This is a genomic window from Pseudomonas sp. AP3_22 TE3818 (assembly GCF_053628995.1).
The window spans coordinates 4,083,233-4,101,829 of record NZ_JBRJHL010000001.1 but is presented as its reverse complement, the minus strand read 5'-3'; the positions used below and the strand labels follow the sequence as shown (position 1 = coordinate 4,101,829).

Sequence of the window (18,597 nt, the reverse complement as noted above, 5' to 3'; positions counted from 1 at the left end):
CAGGCAGGCTGACACCTTGCCGGGTGCTTTCCAGAAGTGCCTATGCAAGACTTTTCATGAAGGCCGGGTGAATAACCCCAAGAAAATAATAAACAATTCTTCCAAGGTGCCATCCAATGCTATCCAAAAAGCTCAAGGGTTTGATTGTCGCTTCTACCGTGGCGGCTGCGGCGCTACTTTCCACTTCAGTTGTTCATGCTGATGATTTGAAGTCGATCCAGGATTCCAAGGAAATCCGTATCGCAATGAGCGGTCAATACTCTCCCTTCAGCTTTGCCAACGAGCAGAACCAGATTGTCGGATTCGACGCCTCCATCAGCGAGGCACTGGCTGAGAGGATGGGGGTAAAAGTGAAGATCATCACCACGCCGTTCGATGGGATCATTGCCGGTCTTCTGGCGAAAAAATATGACGCCATTATCGCTTCCATGACCATTACCCCGGAGCGCCAGAAGGCCGTGGATTTCGTCGGGCCCTATTACCATGCCGGCCGAACGATCGTAGTGAAGGAAGATTCTTCGATCAAAAGCCTCGATGATCTCAAGAATGTGTCTGTCGGCGTGACCCTCGGCGACGCTCACGATAAATGGGCCAGGGCCCGCGGCAACCTGAAGGTCAGAACGTACAAGGGTCTTCCGGAAATGCTGGTCGATCTGGAGGCCGGGCGTATTGACGCGATAGTGATGGACAGTGTTCCGGTGCTGGTCGCCGTCAAGGAGACCGGGCAGAAAGTGCGCATCATTACTCCACCGGATAGCGATGGCGGCATCGAAGGCATGGGCATTGCCCTGCGCAAGAACAACCCCGAACTCAAGGCGACCCTGCAGAAGGCGCTTGAAGACATGCTCGCTGACGGCACCTACGAAAAGATCTCGATGAAGTGGATTGGCAACGATATCCGCTGATTCGTGTTCAGCAGGGCTCGACTTGTCGTCGGGCCAGTCAATCCGACTTTTCCGAGCGTGCTCATGGATCTGACTCTCATACAACGCACATTCCCGTTTTTCCTGGAGGCGGCCTGGATTACGGTGCAGATCTCTGTACTTGCTCTGGTGCTTGGGTTTCTGGTTGCAATCGTGCTCGTGGCTGGCCGATTGTCCACTGTTCTCGCCTTTCGATGCCTTGCAAGGCTCTACATCAGCGTTTTTCGCGGCACTCCCTGCCTGGTTCAACTGTTCATCATCTACTTTGGCGGGCCGCAGATCGGACTTGAACTGGAGCCGTTTGCGGCAGGGGTAATCGGCTTGGGTCTGAACATCGCTGCCTACATGGCGGAATCCATTCGTGGCGCTATCACCAACGTTGACCCTGGCCAGGAGGAAGCGGCACGTTCAATTGGTTTTGGGCGCGGCCAGACCTTATGGTTTATCACGCTGCCACAAGCTGCAAAGTTGATGATAAGACCGCTGGGCGTGAACGCTGTTGCCCTTATCAAAGGTTCTGCACTGGTGTCGACGATCTCTGTCGTTGAACTTTCATATACAGCGCAACGCTTTATCAGTTCAACGTATAAACCTTTTGAGATTTTCATGGTGTCTGCGCTGCTTTACATCGTGATGGTCTACTCGGTCAGATTTGTTGTTGACTATCTCGATAATCGCTTCGCGGCAAGGTGAGAGCATTCAGATGCAAAGCCTGGATCTTAGTATAGTTACACCTTATTCCGAGCTACTGGCGACGGGTCTTTGGTGGACGGTCGTGATGTTTGTAAGTTCCAGCTTATTGAGTTTGATGGCAGGGGTAGCCTTTGCACTCATCGTTCTTTATGCGCCCAGGATTTTGGCGCTGCCCGTGCGTTTTATGACGTGGTTACTCATGGGGACGCCACTGCTTCTTCAGTTGTACTTGATTTATTATGGTCTTGTGCAAGTGGGAATCGATATTCCGGCGCTGGTGGCGGGCATCATCGGCCTCAGTTTGCACTTTGCCGTCTACAATGCCGACGTCATTCGTGCCGGGTTGGTCTCAGTCGACCCGGGCCAGATTGAAGGTGCCCGCTCCATTGGTCTCAGCCGTGGACAGACTCAGCGTTACATCATTGTACCGCAGGCACTTCGCAGGACCATTGCGCCGCTGGGAAACAACCTGATTGTTCTTTTAAAAGATACTTCTCTGGTTTCCATCATCGGTATTGCGGAGTTGGTGTACAGCGCGCAGCTTGCCGTAAGCGAGACCTATAGCCCGTTTGAATTTTATCTGACTGTTGCGGTTATTTATTATGCAGCCAATCTTGTTCTCGAAGCCGGCCTGCATCTTCTGGAAAACAAGGTAGAGATGTCACGATGACCAGAAAAGAATTCATGGTTGAGGTGAAGGGCGCTCGCAAGGCTTACGGAGCACTTGAAGTACTCAAGGGAATCGATCTTTCCGTATCTCGCGGACAGATCGTCGCCATCATCGGCCCAAGTGGGTCTGGCAAAAGCACGCTTCTGCGGTCAATCAACCACCTGGAAGTGCTTGACGATGGCGAGATCTGGTTAGAGGGTGAGCAAGTCAATCGGCCATTGAAAGGTCGTGCGTTTGAACAACATATAAACGCTGTGCGTCAGCAGATGGGCATGGTGTTCCAACACTTCAATCTGTTTCCGCACTTGACCGTGTGTGAAAACATTGCGCTTGGCCCGATAAAACTCAAGGGGGTTACGAAGAAGGCATCTCGTGAGTTGGCAATGGAATATTTGTCAAAAGTTGGATTGGCCAACAAAGTCGATGAGTATCCTTCTCGCCTGTCGGGGGGCCAGAAGCAGCGCGTTGCCATAGCAAGGGCATTGGCCATGCAGCCAAAAGTCATGCTGTTCGATGAGGCCACATCAGCGCTGGACCCTGAACTTGTCGAAGAGGTCAACCTGGTCATGAAGCAACTCGCCGCGGAGCACATGACCATGTTGATCGTCACTCATGAAATGCGCTTTGCCGGCGAAGTTGCAGACCGGATTGTCTTTATGGACGGCGGGGTTGTAGTCGAGGAAGGGGCGCCGCAAGAGATCTTGCAAAACCCTGTCCATGAACGAACCCGGTCATTCTTGAAAAAGCATTTGCACGATAGATAAGGTGCGCTTTCGCTTCTGAACGCCGAGGGCAGGCGAGATCAAACGCCATGGCGCAGTCGTGAATATCTCCGGCGACTGTAATCGTCACCGGCGATACGTTGAGTCAGCGCGGAAAAAATAATGGTCACCTTCCGACAAGAGAATGCGACCTCTCTCCTGTCGCTCCCTGCCGTACATTTGAGCTTTTCCGCGCTTGGCAAAACTGTGCACGAATGAGCGTGCCCGGTAATTTACGATGGTGGCGGGATTACTTCTCGACCAGTATTTTCGGGTTGGCACTGCCCCAGACGGTGTAGAGGTCGGCCAGAAGCGCGCCGTTGATCTCTTCGACTTCCGCCTGGCTGACTTCGTTTGCGCCTTGCTTGCCAAACAGCACTACTTCATCACCTGCCTTGACGTCGGGTGCATCCGAGACATCGACCATCACGGTGTTCATCGAAACCTTGCCCACCACCGGCACGCGATGACCATTGATCAATACCACGCCTTTATTGGTGAACACGCGGCGATACCCATCGGAGTAACCGACCGTGATGTTGGCGAGTTTCGAATCACGTGCCAGGGTGAAGGTGCGGTCGTAACCCACTGTGTTTCCAGCGGGATAGTCATTGACCGAGGCCACATGCGACTTGAATTGCATCACGCGCCGATATTCAGTGCGCGAAATGACGGTATCGCCAAACAACGCGCCGCCCGTGCGCACCATGTCCAGGCGCGACTCGGGTACTTCCAGGGTGGCGAAGGAGTTGGCCGCGTGCAGGGTGATTTTCTTGCGATCGAGCTGGGCCACGTCCATCAGCCAGGCCGCTTGTTCGTTGAAGGTTGCCAGGCCCTTGCGTACGTCGTCCTTATCCTCCACCGCGAAGTGGGTCATGATTGCGACCACTTCCAGATTCGGTACCTTTGTGATTGCCACGGCGTCTTTCTTGCCCTGTTCGGTGGCCATTTCCATGCCGTTACGGCTCATGCCGCTTGAGTTGAGGCCGATGTGCACCTGCAGTTTTCGACCGTGCTTATGTGCAAGATCGGCCGCCTGGCGGGCGAAATCGAGGTTGCCCACCAGTTCCTCGATGTTGTACTGCAAAGCATTTTCCAGCTCCCCCAGGGAAGCGGTGCGAACACGGATCAACTGGCCTTTAAAGCCGCTTTCGCGAACCACTCGCGCCTCTTCGTTACTGGCGACCGCCACACAGGGTACACCGAGCGCGATCACCGAAGGCATCACCAACCCGATACCATGACCATAAGCGTCGGCTTTCAGTACCGCACAGAGTTTCGACTTGCCGGCCAGCTCCGCTTGCAGGGTACGGATATTGTGCTCTAACGCGGTCTTGTTGATTTCAATCCAGGCATTACTGATTTGCGCAGTCAGCTCGGAGTTGCCATTAGTGAGCGACAGCGGCGGCGCCGCCTGGGCCTGGCTCTGCAAAAAAAACAGGCCGAGGGACAACGCTAGAACAGTACGAGTAAAGGGCATTTGAAACTCTCCATGTAATCGGTCTTTTTATTATTCCGATGCCGATTATTGGAAGGCGATGTAAGTTGCCGTTGTACGCCGCGTTCGAAGATGTAAAAACATGTAAGGAATATGTTCGCGGCCGTTGTGGGTGCCGGTGTCTGCAAGGTGCAAGTCGGGGATCGCGTCGCCCTCTTAACGATACAAGTTCAGTTGGGCAGACGCTTGGGCTGAAGCGAGCGCGACCTGTGGTTTTCCTTTCGCCTGTCGCTACATGAGTCAGATCAGGCGACCCAGCGCATCACCTTCTCAAGGTGGCCAGTGTGCGCGTCCAGTTGTTCATTGAGAACTATAAAGCCCTGCCTCTCATAAAAATGGATAGCAGGCGCATTCGCCGAATACACAGTCAGCTGTAGAGTTGACTTGGATGCCATGGCGTCCGCGAGAAGCTGCGTACCTATACCGTCCCTCTGACGTTCAGGCGATACGAATAGCGCCGCAAGTGTGTCTCCATATACAGAGCAGAACCCTGCTACCGTCCCGTCTGCCTCAAACACTCGGGACATGGCGCCGGGCAGGTAGACCTCACGCATGGCATCAAGCTGGCTATGCCAGAATTCGGGGACTATGAAGTGATGCGCCTGGATTGACGCTCGTAGCCAAATGTCCAATACGGGCTCCCGGTCAACGTTTCGAAAGTCGCGGATCATGAGGCCTCAACGATTGAGTCAGGAAGAAAACATTGTGCCATATGCGTGCTCCGCGCAACGGTCCTCCGTTTACAGATCTACCTGGCACTGATTCTGATCAAACAGCAATACATGGGACTGGAACTGTGACTGCCAACGCCGCGTGCTCTACACCGGTGGTACCTTCAGCAAGGTGCTGTTTCCAGGGCTGCGCCTGGCTTATCTGGTTGTCGCGGTTGTGTGCGTGTTCATCGCTGTACGCTCCTGGAGAAAGGTCGTGAATTAGACTAAACCCGGGTATCGAATGATGGGAGTGACAAGCGTGGCGGGATTTCGATGGACTCGATGATCACGGCCGCCGCCCAGGCGCTGGCAGCGGGCAATCCACTGGGCGCTCTGGACCGCGTGGCCTTGCGCGACGATGCGCCGGCGCTCGCCCTGCGCGGCATCGCCATGGCGCAACTGGGCGATCTGGTGCGCGCCCGGGCGCTGGTCAAGCGCGCGCAACGGGCCTTTTCGCCCAGGGAGGTGCTGGCCCGTGCCCGATGCGTGGTGGCCGAGGCCGAAATCGCCCTGGCTTCGCGGGAACTCGGCTGGCCGGTCAAGGCGCTCGAAACGGCACGGGTCACCCTTGAACAGCACGGTGACCGGGTCAATGCCGCTCACGCGCGGTATCTGCAAATCCGCCGTCTGCTGCTGATCGGCCAGCTCGATGAGGCGCAGCAGTTGCTGGCCAGTCTCGACCCCGGCCCCTTGCCGCCGGCCTTGCGCGCTACCCATGAACTGGTGCTGGCGGGGATCGCCATTCGCCGCCTGCAATCGAACGCGGCGCGGGAGGCGTTGACGCGAGCCGGGCAGGCTGCCGGTCAGACGGGGATTGCCGCGCTGATCGCTGAAGTCGAACAGGTGGCGCGCCTGCTCGACGCACCCGCGGCACGCCTGATTGCCCGGGGTGAGGAACGTGCGCTGCTGCTCGATGAAGTCGAAGCCTTGCTCGGTTCAACGGCGCTGGTGGTGGACGCCTGCCGGTACGTTGTGCGGGGCTGCGGCATGTCGGTGTCGCTGGCGACGCGGCCGATCCTGTTCGTGCTCGCCCGCGCATTGGCCGAAGCCTGGCCCGCCGACGTTGCGCGGGAAACGCTGATCGCCCGGGCGTTCCGTCTGAAGCTCTCGGATGAGTCCCATCGTGCCCGGCTGCGCGTGGAAATCGGCCGCCTGCGTAAAGCGCTCAAACCGTTGGCCGGCGTCATCGCGACGCCCCGTGGTTTTGCCCTGCAAACGTCCGTGTGCACGGAGGTGGTGACACTGGCGCAACCGGTCGAGGAAAAATTTGCCGCAGTATTTGCCTGCCTCGCCGATGGCCAGTCGTGGTCGAGTTCCGCCCTGGCCCTGGCGCTGGGTGCCAGCCAGCGCACGGTGCAGCGTGCGCTCGATACGCTGGCGGAGCAGGGCAAGGTGCAGTGGTTTGGCCGAGGCCGCGCGCGGCGCTGGATGACGCCGCCCGTGCCGGGATTCGCGACGACCTTGTTACTCCCGGCGCCGCTGCCCGGTGGCTAGGATGAACGCCACCACCCCCCCATTGAGGAATGCCAGATGAAACACGCAACTGCTGAAGTCATTCGTGAATATGGCCCGTTTGCCGAGGTCGATCATGTGTGCGGCGTCACCTGGGACGGCGAAAAGGTCTGGTTCGCCAGCAACAGTAAAATCAATGCCCTGGACCCGGAAAGCGGCAAGCTGCTGAACTCGATCGATGTCGCTGCCCATGCTGGCACCGCGTTCGATGGCGAGCATCTGTTCCAGATCGCCGACGACCGCATCCACAAGATCGACCCCCGCACCGGCCGCATCCTGTCGACGATTCCGGCCCCCGGCGCCGGCACCGATTCGGGGCTGACCTGGGCCGAAGGGACGTTGTGGGTGGGCCAGTACCGCGAACGCAAGATCCACCAGATCGACCCCGAGACTGGCAAGATCCTGCGCACCCTCGAATCCAACCGTTTTGTCACCGGCGTGACCTGGGTGCAAGGTTCGCTGTGGCATGGCACCTGGGAGGGCGACGAGAGTGAGTTGCGACGCATCGACTCGCAAACCGGTGAAGTACTCGAGAGCCTCAGGCTGCCGGAAGGCGTCGGCGTGTCGGGACTTGAGTCCGATGGCGGCGAGCGATTGTTCTGCGGTGGCGGCGATAGCGGCAAGGTGAGGGTGGTGCGTCGGCCTTCGTGAGGCACGGATCTGTGTACACCCACTTATCCTGTGGGAGCGGGCTTGCTCGCGAAGGCGGCGTGTCAGACGACATTGATGCTACCTGATACACCGCTTTCGCGAGCAAGCCCGCTCCCACAGAGTCAGTGGAAATCACAGTGGGAGCAAGCTCACTCCAGCCACTCAGTCCGCTTGTGGATGCTGATCGCTGATATCGTACCAATCCGCTTTCGAGCCGACGCAAACATGTTTTTGCTTGCGTGTCCGTAGCGGCGTATCCAGCGAGCCGAGGGCAATCGAAACCCACTCGGAAAACGCGCCTGTCGAGTCAGTCCAGAACAGCGAAGATCCGCAGCGGGAACAGAACTGTCGCGTGACACCTTTGGACGATTGATACGCCATCAGCGAGTCAGTGCCGGTCATGATCGACAGCGCCGAGGCGGGCGCGCTCGCGTAGGTCGCAAACGCTGCCCCGTGGCTCTTTCGGCATTGGCTGCAATGGCAATGGGTGACGGCTTTCAGCTCGGTCGACACGTGATATTTGATGGCGCCGCAGAGGCAGCTGCCCTGGTGAAACTCATCCATGTAAAGTCATCCCTGGATCGATAGTATTTTTCCGTCCTGCCATGTTTTCTGCTGGTCGAAATCGGTCTAAAAGCCCGGTTGGCAATCGTCCCTGTTTTGCTATCCTCAACCTTGTAGGTGAAGACGCAGACTGATGCGCAAAAGGATAGCAAGGAGACGTGGGGCGCGTTCCGAAGGGTACACGGTTAGAAAGATCCCCGCGCTGGGATCCAGCCCTTATGCCGTGTGAAGCAGAAGAGTTCCATTACGGTTTCACGACTCTTTTGTGGGAGGCCTGATAAACCTTGTAAGCCGGAGACCAGCACCGGCCACCTACTTGTACTCACCCACGAAGCCCGCCCAGTGCGGGCTTTTTAATGCCTTGGTTTTTTCACGATTCAGACGACGTCTTTGTAGGAGCCAGCTTGCTGGCGATGGTCGTTAACGATAACGCGTGTGATCTGGATAAACGCGGTGCACGTGAGTCCATCGCCAGCAAGCTGGCTCCTACAGGTATTGCGTGAAAAACGACGTGGACGCGGTCCTTTGTGGGAGCTGGCTTGCCAGCGATGGTCATTAACGATAACGCGTGTGATCTGGATAAACGCGGTGCGCTTGAGTCCATCGCCAGCAAGCTGGCTCCTACAGGTATTGCGTGAAAAACGACGTGGACGCGATCCTTTGTGGGAGCTGGGCTTCTACAGGTATTGCGTGAAAAACGACGTGGATGCGGTCCTTTGTGGGAGCTGGCTTGCCAGCGATGGTCGTTAACGATAACGCGTGTGATCTGGATAAACGCGGTGCGCTTGAGTCCATCGCCAGCAAGCTGGCTCCTACAGGTTCCCGTGGAGAATGTTTTTCATGCCGCACGATGGCTCTGGTCAGCCGCTCAAGGCGCGCCGAACAGCATCGTCCAGTAAACACCGTTGTCGCTGCGGGCGTTGGCGGCGTACGCGGCACCGACCTGGGTGAACATCGGGTTCATCAGGTTGGCGCAGTGCCCGGGACTGGCGAGCCAACCGGCCATGGCCTTGCTCGGCGAACCTTGCCCGGCGGCGATGTTTTCACCGATCTGGCGGCCACGGTAGCCGGCAGCCCTGGCGCGGTCGGTGGGCATGTCACCGTCGGGGTCCTGGTGGGCGAAATAGTTGCCGTAGGCCATGTCCTTGCTGTGATTTTGTGCTGCGGAACCCAAGGCCGCGCTCCAGGACAGCGGCCGCGCGGCGGCGAAACGTTGGCGACCGCACAGGCGCGGCCTGGCCCGGGCAGCGTTGACCTGTGCCAGCAACGCCTGGGCGGCGCTGCGCGGATCACTGGTTTTCCCGTCGAGCACCGGCCGCGCCAGCACCACTTGCCACTCGCTCCCGGCGCGGCTGACGCCGATATCGGCGTATTGGTTGTCGAGCAGTGCAGCGCAGTGCTCGTCCTGGAACATATCGAAGGCTTCTTCGGCATCCCGAGCACCCACCACGCGGATAGAGCGCACCATGGTTGCCTGATAGCCGGAAGCCTTTAACCGGTCCCGCAACCCACCGCCATAGCCAACGGGCAGGGCCAGGTTCGATTTGAGCGTCAGGGGGGCCAAGCGTTGCGCGGGGCGACGGTCGCAGCGTTGCGGATGGGCGCGGTAGTCGTTGATGGCGTCGACCAGTTGCCGTTGCCCATCGGCGTGGGCGGGGCTGGCAAAAACGGGGAGCAGGGAAAACAGGCACAGCGAAGAAAAGCGCAAGGCAACGACGGTTTGGCGCATGAACGGACAACTCGGATGAGATGACGACGATAGGAGAGGAAAAATGCTCGGGTATGACTGGCGTCTTGGGACAAGGTTCACGGCGGACGTGAACCTGTTTATTGTCGGAACCCAATGTCCGACGAAGGGTATTGAAAACCGGCCGGTAACGCCGACCTCTGTAGGAGCGAGCTAGCTCGTGATGGACTCAAACGCAACGCGTTGAATCAGGAAGCTCGCGTTATCGTTAGCGTCCATCGCGAGCAAGCTCGCTCCTACAGAAGATCGGGCCGGATCAATCCACGCAGGCGTACACCACCAGCTCCACCAGCATTTCTTCCCGGGCCAGGCCCGCCACGACCATGGCGGCGCGGTTTGGGTAGGGCGCCTGGAAGTACTCGGCGTAGACCGCATTCACGGTTGCCAGGTAGCTGCGGTCGGTCACGTAGATCAGTACCTGGGTGACCGCGTCCAGCGAGCTGCCGGCGGCTCGCAGGGTGTGGTGCAGATTGTCCAGGGTCTGCCGGGTCTGCGCTTCGATGCCGCCGCTCACCACCTGGCCCTGGCGGTCGATGGGGATTTGCGCGGTGTACAGCGTGCCGTTGCCGACAACTGCCCACTCCAGTGGTGCGCGCGAGGCAAAGAGGTCGGTCTTGATCGCCTGTTTCATTGATGCTTCCTGATGCGGGTTTGAGGGGTTTACCGGGCGTCGCTGCCTTCGCCGGCTCCACGGCGACGGGATTCTTCGGTGCTTTCCACCAGCACCCGCTCACCCAGTTTCTTCAACTGGGCCCAGACTTCATCATCGACCTGCAGCCCGCCCGCGGGTGTTGGCTGACTGTGTTCAAACGTCGGGGCCGCGTCTTCGGCACTCAGGCGTGGCAGGAGCGCGAAGTTGCGGGACATCAGCACGTTGATGCTTTGCTCGTCGCCCTGCGCCGGTTGCGGCAGGTCATACACGCGCAAGGCCGGGCTGGGGTGGCCGGCGCTGAAGGTGGCCACCAGTTCCTGCCGGGCATCGCGCCAGTACACACAAAAATTCAGGCCTTCTCCGGCACAGCGCGCCAGGTAGCCCAGCAGCAGAACGCGGTTGTGGCAATGGCGGACGCGGATCAGCGCACTGCCGCCGCGCAAGGCCTTGGCCACCCCCAGTTCGATGGCCTGGGCGGCGCAGCGCAATACGCTCTGGCCATGGGCATCGAGGATCAGCTGCGTGGCGTCTTCGTAGCAGGTTTCGATGGGGCGATCGACTTCATCGTGAAGAAAGTCCAACGCCTTTTTCAGCGCACCGACACCGTCGAGGCCTTGCTGTTGCAGCCTGGCAATCATCTCGGCGGCGTCGTCGCAATCACCGGGTGCAAAACCGATGCCTTCGAAGGCCTTGCGGCAGATCACCTGGATTTCATTGAGCGATACACGCATTTCAGAGTGCTCCGGCAGCGTTGGCCAGTTCAGGCATGACGGCAAAATTCCAGTCGTCGGCGAACGGCTGGCCAATCTCGCTGACCAGCGGTGCTCCCTGAAACAAGGTGATGCGCACCCAGCGGCTGGACTTGGGGTCGAACTTGCCGGCGCCGAAGAGCGCCAGCTTGCAGCGCAGCAAGTGGATTGGCAGCATGCTGCGGTCCATCAGGTTGGCGCGGATCTCCCCGAAGGCGCAGCGGGCCATGCCCTGCAGGCGGCAGACGGTGCCTTTGAACTGCGGCAGCGCCAGCAGAAAGTGCGCGGTCAATTGCCGTGGGTGTTGCTCGCGGTAGGCAAGCAGGGCCCGATGACAACGTTGAATGTTGTGCGCGATCCCCAACTGCATTTCTTTCTCGGCGCCTGGCTCCATGGCCCGTTCACCCAGGCGTGGTTCTTCCTTTTCCGCCGAGCGATACCAGAAAAAGTGGTTGGCCTCGGCGCCGCTCAAGTTGTAATCGAGCGCCCAGCGGTACTGGGTCTCGATGAGATCGCACAGCTCATCCAAGGGCATCTCGGCGTTCAGGCGAAACCCCTCGTTGACCGACATCTGCTCGGCCAGCGGATCGACCTGTTCGGGGTACAACTCCAGCAGCAGGCTGACCAGCAGTTCCTGGCAACCGGCGCCGACGCTCACTTCGGCCCAGGCCTGCAGGCGCGACCACAAACCCGCGTTGACCGACTGCTCTGCGAACCACTCGGCCAGTTGTTCGAGATCGGCCAGCGTCTGCTGGTCGATGGTGCTTTGCCGTTGGTCCTCGGTGCTGGTCTGCTGCAAGTGCTGACGGGCCCGTAGCAGCAACGCCTGGAAGCGCTGGGCATGAGGCAGGTCAGCCGCTTGTGCCACCACCTTTGCCAGTGCGGTTTCCCTGGACCACACCCATTGGTTGACCAGTTGCGGGTGATTGATCAGGAACGGCGCCATGCCCAACCCCGTGGAATTGCCGACCCCAAGGTAACGCTGCAGGGCAGGGTCCAGACCCACCGCCCGCTGCGGGTTGCGCGCCCGGGCCATGTGTTCGATCTGCTCGATGCTGAAATGCCGCAACAGGTACACGGTAAACATCTGGGCGCTGAAGGGTTGCGTGAAGTCCGCAGTGCCTTGCAGGCAACTCAAGTCGGCGATGCCGAACTTGCCGTTGCCGTACACCGCGGTGGTGCGATACAGGTAGCCGACCTCGGCCAGTTGCCGTGGGTCTGGCTGACAGCCTTCGGCCAGCGCCTCGAGAAAACGCTCGAAGTTGCGCAGGCTACGGTTGGCCCGCGACAGCACCAGCACTCGCGAATCAAAACGCCCGGCTTCCTGCAACGGCACATTGCGTCGCAGGTCAGTCAATTGCTGTTCGTCGACATCACCGGCAAGCAGGACAAAACTGACATCCCACTGATCGGCGATGACCCGGTCACTGCGCTTTTCCGGCGGCAGGTACATCGAGAAAATCACGCAGTGATAGTGGGCACTGGCGGTGTCGATGCGGTAGATCGCCGTACCGAAGCCCTCGGCATCCAGGTCGAAGCAGGTGCGCTGGATGCGCCACTGCTCGTTCATCATCCGCCGCATGCTGCTGCGCACGAAACTCAAGCGGCTTTGAAAGTGGCTGCCCAGCCGCTCCAGGTCCATGACCCGGGCGGCGGGCCGCAAGGCCGAAGCGGTGTCTGTGTCGGTGTGCGACATCATTGCGATTCCTGAACTGTTCATCATCAGACCGCCTGTTCGCGAGCCATCTGCCGGGCGATGCGCAGTGCATCCCAGAGCGACGGCAGGATCAGCAGCGAAACCGGTACGGCAGTAATTACGATAAAGGATTGCAGCGCCGTGACCCCGCCCGAACCGATGGTGATCAACACCACCGCGGCCAGGCCCATGCCGATGGCCCAGAAGGCCCTCAGCCATGGTTTCGGCTTGTCATTACTGGACATCGCCATTGCCACGGTGAACGCCATCGCATCGCCGTTGGTGGCCACGGAAATGAAGCTCAGGAACAGGAACAGCGCCGAGATCAGTCCACCCAGGGGCAGGTTTTGGGTCACGCCCAGCAGCAGGTCCTCGGGCTGCGCGCCGTGGGCCGTGACGATGCCTGGCGTCTGCAATTCCATGCCGATGCCGGCGCCACCGACGATGGTGAACCAGAACATGGTTACCAGCGGGGCGATGATCGACAGGGTCATGATCACTTCGCGGATGGTCCGGCCACGGGAAATCTTCGCCACATACAGGGCGACCATCGGCGCGTAGCCAATGAACCAGCCCCAGTAGAACACCGTCCACCAGTCGAGCCATTTCGGGTCGGCGCGGAACAGGGTCATCGGAATGAACTGCTCCAGGTGCAAGGCGAACGCCGTGGGAAAACCGCCGAGAATGAAAGCGGTGGGCCCGAGCAGTACCATGAATACCGCCAGGCCGATCATCAGCCAGACGTTGATCCCGCTGACGAACCGGATCCCCTCCAGCCCGACCAGGCAGGAGATGGTGTACATCACGGTGACCAGCACGATGGTGATGGACTGCACCACCAGATCATTGGGAATGCCCCAGACCGAGTGCAACGCACTGCTGATTTGCAGGCCGAGGAAACCGATCGGGCCGATGGTGCCGGCGACGACGGCGATGATCGAGGTGGCGTCCGCCAGGGTGCCGATCGGACCCTTGAGCGCGCGTTCACCGAACAACGGATAGAGCAGGGTACGCGGCGCCAGCGGCAGGCCTTTGTCATAATGCAAATGCATCAGCACGATGGCCAGCAGGCTGCCCAGCACCGCCCAGGCGAGAAAGCCCCAGTGCACGAACGATTGCGCGAGCGCAGCGTGTGCGGCGGCTTCGGTGTGCGGTTGCACCCCGGCGAACAGCGGTGGCGGACTGGCGAAATGCATCATCGGTTCCGCTGCCGCCCAGAAGGCACCGCCCCCGGCGAGCAGGGCGCACATGATCACGGCGATCCAGTTGAAGGTGCTGGTATCGGGGCGCTGGTCGACGCCGCCCAGGCGTACCCGCCCGCATTTGCTGAAGCAGATGAACAGGCTCATGGCGAAGGTTGCCAGCATCAGGATCTGCCAGTACAAACCGAAGAACTTCGTCGACCAGGCAAAGAGCGTGTTCACCAGTAGCGAGACACCATCGATGTCGATCAGCGCCGCGATCAGGAAGGCGCCGAGGAACCCGCCGCTGATCAAGAACAGCGGCCAGTCGATGTCTTTTTTCGGCGGTGCAAGGTCCAGTGGCTGGACGTCGGCTTGCAGGGAATCGGATATTTTCATGATGCCTCCAAAATACGCGCCTGGGGCTGTGCATCGCCGGTCGGGGAGATGAACGGGAGGCTATTGTTGTTATTTTTCATGCTGTCCTCACGGTGTCGATCAAGAGTCAGTTTTGCGCCGTCGTAGCGTTTTCCAGCAGGCGCAACCAGTTGAGTCCCATGATGTTGCGTACCTCGTCCTCGGCGAATCCCCGGTCGCGCAGGCCCTGAGCGATGACCGGGAAATCCCGGCTGTCGCGGAACCATTGCAACGGTGCCGGCCAGTTGGCGTTGTCCTTTGATCCTTCGCCATAATCCTTGTCTTTGCTCCAGCGCCCGTTGCGCATCCATTCGAGCACTTGCAGGGGTTGTTGCTGGCACAGGTCGGTGCCGATGCCGATGTGTTCGACGCCCATCAATTCCGCGGTGCTGGCGACCATGTCGCAGAACGATTCCAGGGTGCAGCCCGACGCTCCCTTGAGGTGGAAGGGGTACGTGCTGAAACCCAGCAGGCCGCCGGACTCGGCGATACCGCGCAATACCGCGTTGGACTTGTTGCGTTTGGCCGCGTGGAAACTCGACGGGTTGGCGTGGGAGACGATCACCGGCCGACTCGACAGCTCGATGGCTTCCAGGGTGCTGCGCTCGGCGCTGTGGGACATGTCGATCAGCATGCCAACGCGGTTCATCTCGCGGATCACCTGGCGGCCGAAACGGCTGATGCCATTGTCTTCGGTCTCGTAGCAACCGCTGGCCAGCAGGCTCTGGTTGTTGTAGGTGAGCTGCATGATCAGCACGCCGAGCTGGCGGAAAACCTCCACCAGGCTGATGTCGTCTTCAATCGGCGAGCAGTTCTGGAAACCGAAGAAAATCCCGACGCGGCCTTCCTGATGCGCCAGGCGAATGTCCGAAGCCTCGCGTACCGGACGAATCAGCTCGGGCCAGGTTTCGAAGCGGCGGTTCCACTCGCCGATTCGCGACAGGGTTTCCCGGGCGTTCTCGTGGTAGGCGATGGTGGCGTGCACCGCGCTCAGGCCACCTTCCTGCATCTGGCGAAAGATCGCTTCGTTCCAGTGGGAATATTGCAGGCCGTCGATCATCAATAAGTCGTGCATGCTGATCTCCTGTTCAAGGTCGCACGTAGGTGGTCTTGACCACGGTGTAGAACTCGCGGGCGTATTGCCCTTGCTCGCGTGGCCCGAAGCTGGAGGCTTTGCGGCCGCCGAACGGCACGTGGTAGTCGGTGCCGGCGGTGGGCAGGTTGACCATGACGCAACCGGTGCGGGCCCGGCGCTTGAAGTCGCTGGCATAACGCAGTGACTGGGTGATGATCCCGGCGGTGAGGCCGTATTCGGTGTCGTTCAACACGGCGAGGGCTTCTTCGTAATCGCTGACCCGGATCACACAGGCAATCGGCCCGAAGACTTCCTCGCGGTTGATGCGCATGTTGTTGTGACTGTTGGTGAACAGGGCGGGGCGCATGTAGTGCCCGGCCGGTTGCAGGTTCAGCAATTGGCCGCCCTCGACCAGGGTCGCGCCTTCGTCTTCGGCCAGTTGCAGGTAATGGAGGTTCTGTTCCAGTTGTCGGGCTTCAGCCACCGGGCCGATCTGCGTGCCTTGTTGCAGGGCATGACCGACCTTCAGTTGACGCATGCGCGCCACCAGCGCTTCGACGAAACGGTCATGGATGCCGTCGCAGACGATCAATCGCGAAGAGGCCGTGCACTTTTGCCCGGTGCCGAAGAAGGCGCCGTTCAACGCGCATTCCACCGCGATGTCGAGGTCGGCGTCATCGAGCACCACCAAGGCGTTCTTGCTGCCCATTTCCAGTTGGCAACGCACCAGATTGCTGGCGGTGGCGACCGCGACGCGGCGACCGGTTTGCAGGGAACCGGTGAAGGTCAATGCGTCGATGTCGGCGGACTGGATCAGGCTTTCGCCGACCACGGCGCCGCTGCCCATGACCAGGTTGAAGGTGCCGGCGGGCAAGGCCTGGCGGCTGATGATTTCAGTCAGGGCCCAGGCGCTGGCCGGCACCAGGTTGGCCGGTTTGAACACGACGGCGTTGCCGAAGGCCAGGGCCGGGGCAATCTTCCACGCGGCGGTGGCCATGGGGAAATTCCATGGCGTGATGATGCCGACCACGCCCACCGGTTCACGCTGGACTTCGATCTCGATGCCGGGGCGTACCGAAGCGGCCGTCTCGCCCATCTGGCGCAGCACTTCAGCAGCGTAGTAATGAAAGAACTGCGCGGAGCGATTGACCTCGCCGATGCCCTCGGCCAGCGGCTTGCCTTCTTCCCGGGAGAGCAGTTCGCCGAGTTCTTCCTTGCGTGCCATCAACTCGTTGCCGATGGCCATCAACACCTGCTGGCGCTGTTCCAGGCCGCTGACGGCCCATTGCGGCTGGGCGTCGCGCGCGGCGGCGATGGCATCCAGCGTCTGTTCGGCGCTGGCCTGATGGTAATGGCCAATGAGGTCTTGAACATCCGAAGGGCTGTGGTTGGCGATGACGCCCTGGCCTTCGCACCAGTTACCGCCGATGTAGTTTTTGCAGGGTTGCAGTGCCATGGGAACCTCCGATTGCGTTGGCCCCATCTTGAGAGTATTACTCTGCAAATAAAAATTAATAATAAATATGAAATGATAAGGAAAACTAACCGTGTTGCCCGAACTGAAGATTACCCAACTGCGCTATTTCGTCCTGGTTGCCCGGCTGAAAAGCTTTCACGGCGCGGCGAAGCAGGCCTATCGCACGCAACCGGCGTTGTCCCTGGCCGTACGTGAACTGGAGCAGAAGCTCGGCCAGCCATTATTCGAAAAGGGCGGTAAAACCGAACTGACGCCATTCGGCGAGCACTGTTTGCCGCTGTTCCAGGATTTGCTGGCGCATCACGACCGCATCGCCCGTGAAGTCAGCTTGCTGGCACGGCATGAAATCGGTCAGGTGAGCATCGCGACGGTGCCGTCGGTGGCCAGTCGGTTGTTGCCGCATCTGCTCGCACGGTTTGTCAGCGATCACCCGAAAATGCAGATCAGCATGCAGGATGGCAATGCCGACAGCGTGCAGCAGTTGTTGGTCCAGGGGCAGGTGGATTTTGCGATCAGCAGCGTGTGGACGGCGGACGAAAACATTGAGTTCGTGCCGATCCTGAGTGATCGGGTGGGGGTGGTCTGCCGCCACGATCATCCGTTGGTGGCGCAAGGCGAGGCCTTGCATTGGTCGAGCCTGCAGGCCTATCCCCTGGTACGCAATGGCACCTCGCGCTTGCTTGCAGGCACGGACGCGGCGGGGTTGCTGGACAGCAGTCTGCTGTTCGTCTCCAACATGATTTCGCTGATCGCGATGCTGGAAGAGGGCATCGGCATCACGACGCTGCCGTCCCTGGCGTTCCCGCAGGGCAACGAAAAACTGGTGTTCCTGCCACTTTCCGAACCACGGGTGGAGCGCCAGATCGGCATCCTGTGCCGCAAGGGGCACAGCCTGTCGCCGGCGGCAGCCGAGTTGATGGGGTTTCTCAAAGCGAACATGCAGATGGTCGATCTGTAAGGTCAGTCTTCGAGTGGCGGTTCCGGGCTTTCTGTCGGTCGCAGCCTGAAGCGACAGACATGCCCGCCACGCACCATGCACTCGCTGTGCTCGACTTCACCACCGCCCAGCGCGCCGATCAAGGCCAGGTCCAGTTCGCAGACCACCGGATGCTCGGCGGCCAGGCGATGGAACACGCAGTTATGCGCGACGATTTCCGGCGTGTTGCCTGAGCGAAAAAACACCTCCGCTTCATAGCCGGCCTGGTTCATGTGCTGGACGATCCTGGCTTCGTCCACGACCTGTTGTTCACGGTCCAGCGCCAGTTTGCGGCCCATGCTGCGCATCAGCGAGGCCAGGGCTTGGGGGCCGATGATGGCGGCGACTTCATCGATCAGGACGCTGGCCAGTAGCTGATAGTGGCGAGGGAACTGCTCCCGTGCGTGGTCGGTGAGCCGATACAGCTGCTCCGGGCGACGCCCCGTCGGGCGGGTGTCGCCGCGCAACACCAGGCCGTCACGCTCCAGCGCCGCCAGGTGTTGGCGGATCGCCGTGCGCGTGACGGCCAGATGTTCAGCCAACTCGTCAATGCTCATGCCGCCGGCATGGTGCAGCAGCGCATTGAGCAGGTCTTGCTGTGTTCGACCCAGTCCTTCCAGCATGGGGTGCCCTCGCGCGAAA

The 18,597-nt window shown here is 59.9% G+C and carries 18 protein-coding genes; 7 read left to right on the top strand and 11 right to left on the bottom strand.

All coding sequences use genetic code 11. The features are described from left to right. Positions 1-116: 116 nt before the first annotated feature. From AB7M25_RS18455 to AB7M25_RS18440, 4 genes are all read left to right on the top strand, one after another. Positions 117-905 (top strand): ABC transporter substrate-binding protein, encoded by a 789-nt coding sequence (locus AB7M25_RS18455; RefSeq protein ID WP_429387764.1) that lies wholly within the window; start codon positions 117-119, stop codon positions 903-905. A 63-nt stretch (positions 906-968) separates the two neighbouring features. Further along, the gene (locus AB7M25_RS18450) at positions 969-1,616 is read left to right on the top strand and encodes an amino acid ABC transporter permease (RefSeq protein WP_429387762.1); all 648 of its coding nucleotides are present in this window, start codon (positions 969-971) and stop codon (positions 1,614-1,616) included. A gap of 10 nt (positions 1,617-1,626) precedes the next feature. Then, positions 1,627-2,286, top strand: a complete 660-nt coding sequence (locus tag AB7M25_RS18445) for an amino acid ABC transporter permease (RefSeq protein WP_429387760.1) — start codon at positions 1,627-1,629, stop codon at positions 2,284-2,286. Beyond that, on the top strand, positions 2,283-3,050 hold the full coding sequence (locus tag AB7M25_RS18440) for an amino acid ABC transporter ATP-binding protein (protein WP_007975219.1): 768 nt from the start codon (positions 2,283-2,285) through the stop codon (positions 3,048-3,050). The genes AB7M25_RS18445 and AB7M25_RS18440 overlap by 4 nt, the downstream gene beginning before the upstream one ends. Positions 3,051-3,297: 247 nt before the next feature. On the opposite strand, the gene alr is transcribed toward AB7M25_RS18440, so the two are convergent. Next, positions 3,298-4,527: an alanine racemase gene (alr, locus tag AB7M25_RS18435; protein WP_454237799.1), complete on the bottom strand. Its 1,230-nt coding sequence runs from the start codon at positions 4,525-4,527 to the stop codon at positions 3,298-3,300. Between the two features lie 263 nt (positions 4,528-4,790). Then, positions 4,791-5,216 carry a GNAT family N-acetyltransferase gene (locus AB7M25_RS18430; protein WP_429387756.1) on the bottom strand — a complete coding sequence of 142 codons (426 nt, stop codon included), beginning with the start codon at positions 5,214-5,216 and terminating at the stop codon, positions 4,791-4,793. Positions 5,217-5,531: 315 nt separating this feature from the next. On the opposite strand from AB7M25_RS18430, the gene AB7M25_RS18425 reads away from it, so the two are divergent. Continuing rightward, positions 5,532-6,752 carry a helix-turn-helix domain-containing protein gene (locus tag AB7M25_RS18425; RefSeq protein WP_454237798.1) on the top strand — a complete coding sequence of 407 codons (1,221 nt, stop codon included), beginning with the start codon at positions 5,532-5,534 and terminating at the stop codon, positions 6,750-6,752. Between the two features lie 36 nt (positions 6,753-6,788). Further along, complete coding sequence (locus tag AB7M25_RS18420; RefSeq protein WP_454237797.1) at positions 6,789-7,421, top strand: Vgb family protein; 633 nt, start codon at positions 6,789-6,791, stop codon at positions 7,419-7,421. A gap of 162 nt (positions 7,422-7,583) precedes the next feature. On the opposite strand, the gene AB7M25_RS18415 is transcribed toward AB7M25_RS18420, so the two are convergent. From AB7M25_RS18415 to AB7M25_RS18380, 8 genes are all read right to left on the bottom strand, one after another. Further along, the gene (locus AB7M25_RS18415; RefSeq protein ID WP_454237796.1) at positions 7,584-7,985 is read right to left on the bottom strand and encodes a GFA family protein; all 402 of its coding nucleotides are present in this window, start codon (positions 7,983-7,985) and stop codon (positions 7,584-7,586) included. 868 nt (positions 7,986-8,853) lie between these two features. After that, positions 8,854-9,714: a CAP domain-containing protein gene (locus tag AB7M25_RS18410; RefSeq protein ID WP_454237795.1), complete on the bottom strand. Its 861-nt coding sequence runs from the start codon at positions 9,712-9,714 to the stop codon at positions 8,854-8,856. Between the two features lie 274 nt (positions 9,715-9,988). Next, positions 9,989-10,363: a RidA family protein gene (locus AB7M25_RS18405; RefSeq protein ID WP_429387748.1), complete on the bottom strand. Its 375-nt coding sequence runs from the start codon at positions 10,361-10,363 to the stop codon at positions 9,989-9,991. 29 nt (positions 10,364-10,392) lie between these two features. Further along, positions 10,393-11,115 (bottom strand): DUF3726 domain-containing protein, encoded by a 723-nt coding sequence (locus tag AB7M25_RS18400; protein WP_429387746.1) that lies wholly within the window; start codon positions 11,113-11,115, stop codon positions 10,393-10,395. Position 11,116: 1 nt separating this feature from the next. After that, positions 11,117-12,832 carry a hypothetical protein gene (locus AB7M25_RS18395; protein WP_454237794.1) on the bottom strand — a complete coding sequence of 572 codons (1,716 nt, stop codon included), beginning with the start codon at positions 12,830-12,832 and terminating at the stop codon, positions 11,117-11,119. 23 nt (positions 12,833-12,855) lie between these two features. Beyond that, positions 12,856-14,409, bottom strand: a complete 1,554-nt coding sequence (locus AB7M25_RS18390; protein ID WP_429387743.1) for a BCCT family transporter — start codon at positions 14,407-14,409, stop codon at positions 12,856-12,858. 106 nt (positions 14,410-14,515) lie between these two features. Then, positions 14,516-15,502, bottom strand: a complete 987-nt coding sequence (locus tag AB7M25_RS18385; RefSeq protein WP_454237793.1) for a dipeptidase — start codon at positions 15,500-15,502, stop codon at positions 14,516-14,518. Between the two features lie 13 nt (positions 15,503-15,515). Beyond that, positions 15,516-16,958: an aldehyde dehydrogenase family protein gene (locus AB7M25_RS18380; RefSeq protein WP_429387737.1), complete on the bottom strand. Its 1,443-nt coding sequence runs from the start codon at positions 16,956-16,958 to the stop codon at positions 15,516-15,518. Between the two features lie 91 nt (positions 16,959-17,049). Here AB7M25_RS18380 and AB7M25_RS18375 point away from each other — a divergent pair, with 91 nt between their 5' ends. Next, positions 17,050-17,937 (top strand): LysR family transcriptional regulator, encoded by an 888-nt coding sequence (locus AB7M25_RS18375; protein WP_454237792.1) that lies wholly within the window; start codon positions 17,050-17,052, stop codon positions 17,935-17,937. A gap of 2 nt (positions 17,938-17,939) precedes the next feature. Here AB7M25_RS18375 and AB7M25_RS18370 read toward each other — a convergent pair whose 3' ends face one another. Continuing rightward, positions 17,940-18,578 (bottom strand): helix-turn-helix transcriptional regulator, encoded by a 639-nt coding sequence (locus tag AB7M25_RS18370; RefSeq protein ID WP_429387733.1) that lies wholly within the window; start codon positions 18,576-18,578, stop codon positions 17,940-17,942. Positions 18,579-18,597: the final 19 nt, after the last annotated feature.

Coding starts and splice junctions, on each gene's coding strand:
- AB7M25_RS18455 (WP_429387764.1), top strand. CDS start 117: ATGCTATCCAAAAAGCTCAAGGGTTTGATTGTCGCTTCTACCGTGGCG.
- AB7M25_RS18450 (WP_429387762.1), top strand. CDS start 969: ATGGATCTGACTCTCATACAACGCACATTCCCGTTTTTCCTGGAGGCG.
- AB7M25_RS18445 (WP_429387760.1), top strand. CDS start 1,627: ATGCAAAGCCTGGATCTTAGTATAGTTACACCTTATTCCGAGCTACTG.
- AB7M25_RS18440 (WP_007975219.1), top strand. CDS start 2,283: ATGACCAGAAAAGAATTCATGGTTGAGGTGAAGGGCGCTCGCAAGGCT.
- alr (WP_454237799.1), bottom strand. CDS start 4,527: ATGCCCTTTACTCGTACTGTTCTAGCGTTGTCCCTCGGCCTGTTTTTT.
- AB7M25_RS18430 (WP_429387756.1), bottom strand. CDS start 5,216: ATGATCCGCGACTTTCGAAACGTTGACCGGGAGCCCGTATTGGACATT.
- AB7M25_RS18425 (WP_454237798.1), top strand. CDS start 5,532: ATGGACTCGATGATCACGGCCGCCGCCCAGGCGCTGGCAGCGGGCAAT.
- AB7M25_RS18420 (WP_454237797.1), top strand. CDS start 6,789: ATGAAACACGCAACTGCTGAAGTCATTCGTGAATATGGCCCGTTTGCC.
- AB7M25_RS18415 (WP_454237796.1), bottom strand. CDS start 7,985: ATGGATGAGTTTCACCAGGGCAGCTGCCTCTGCGGCGCCATCAAATAT.
- AB7M25_RS18410 (WP_454237795.1), bottom strand. CDS start 9,714: ATGCGCCAAACCGTCGTTGCCTTGCGCTTTTCTTCGCTGTGCCTGTTT.
- AB7M25_RS18405 (WP_429387748.1), bottom strand. CDS start 10,363: ATGAAACAGGCGATCAAGACCGACCTCTTTGCCTCGCGCGCACCACTG.
- AB7M25_RS18400 (WP_429387746.1), bottom strand. CDS start 11,115: ATGCGTGTATCGCTCAATGAAATCCAGGTGATCTGCCGCAAGGCCTTC.
- AB7M25_RS18395 (WP_454237794.1), bottom strand. CDS start 12,832: ATGATGTCGCACACCGACACAGACACCGCTTCGGCCTTGCGGCCCGCC.
- AB7M25_RS18390 (WP_429387743.1), bottom strand. CDS start 14,409: ATGAAAATATCCGATTCCCTGCAAGCCGACGTCCAGCCACTGGACCTT.
- AB7M25_RS18385 (WP_454237793.1), bottom strand. CDS start 15,502: ATGCACGACTTATTGATGATCGACGGCCTGCAATATTCCCACTGGAAC.
- AB7M25_RS18380 (WP_429387737.1), bottom strand. CDS start 16,958: ATGGCACTGCAACCCTGCAAAAACTACATCGGCGGTAACTGGTGCGAA.
- AB7M25_RS18370 (WP_429387733.1), bottom strand. CDS start 18,578: ATGCTGGAAGGACTGGGTCGAACACAGCAAGACCTGCTCAATGCGCTG.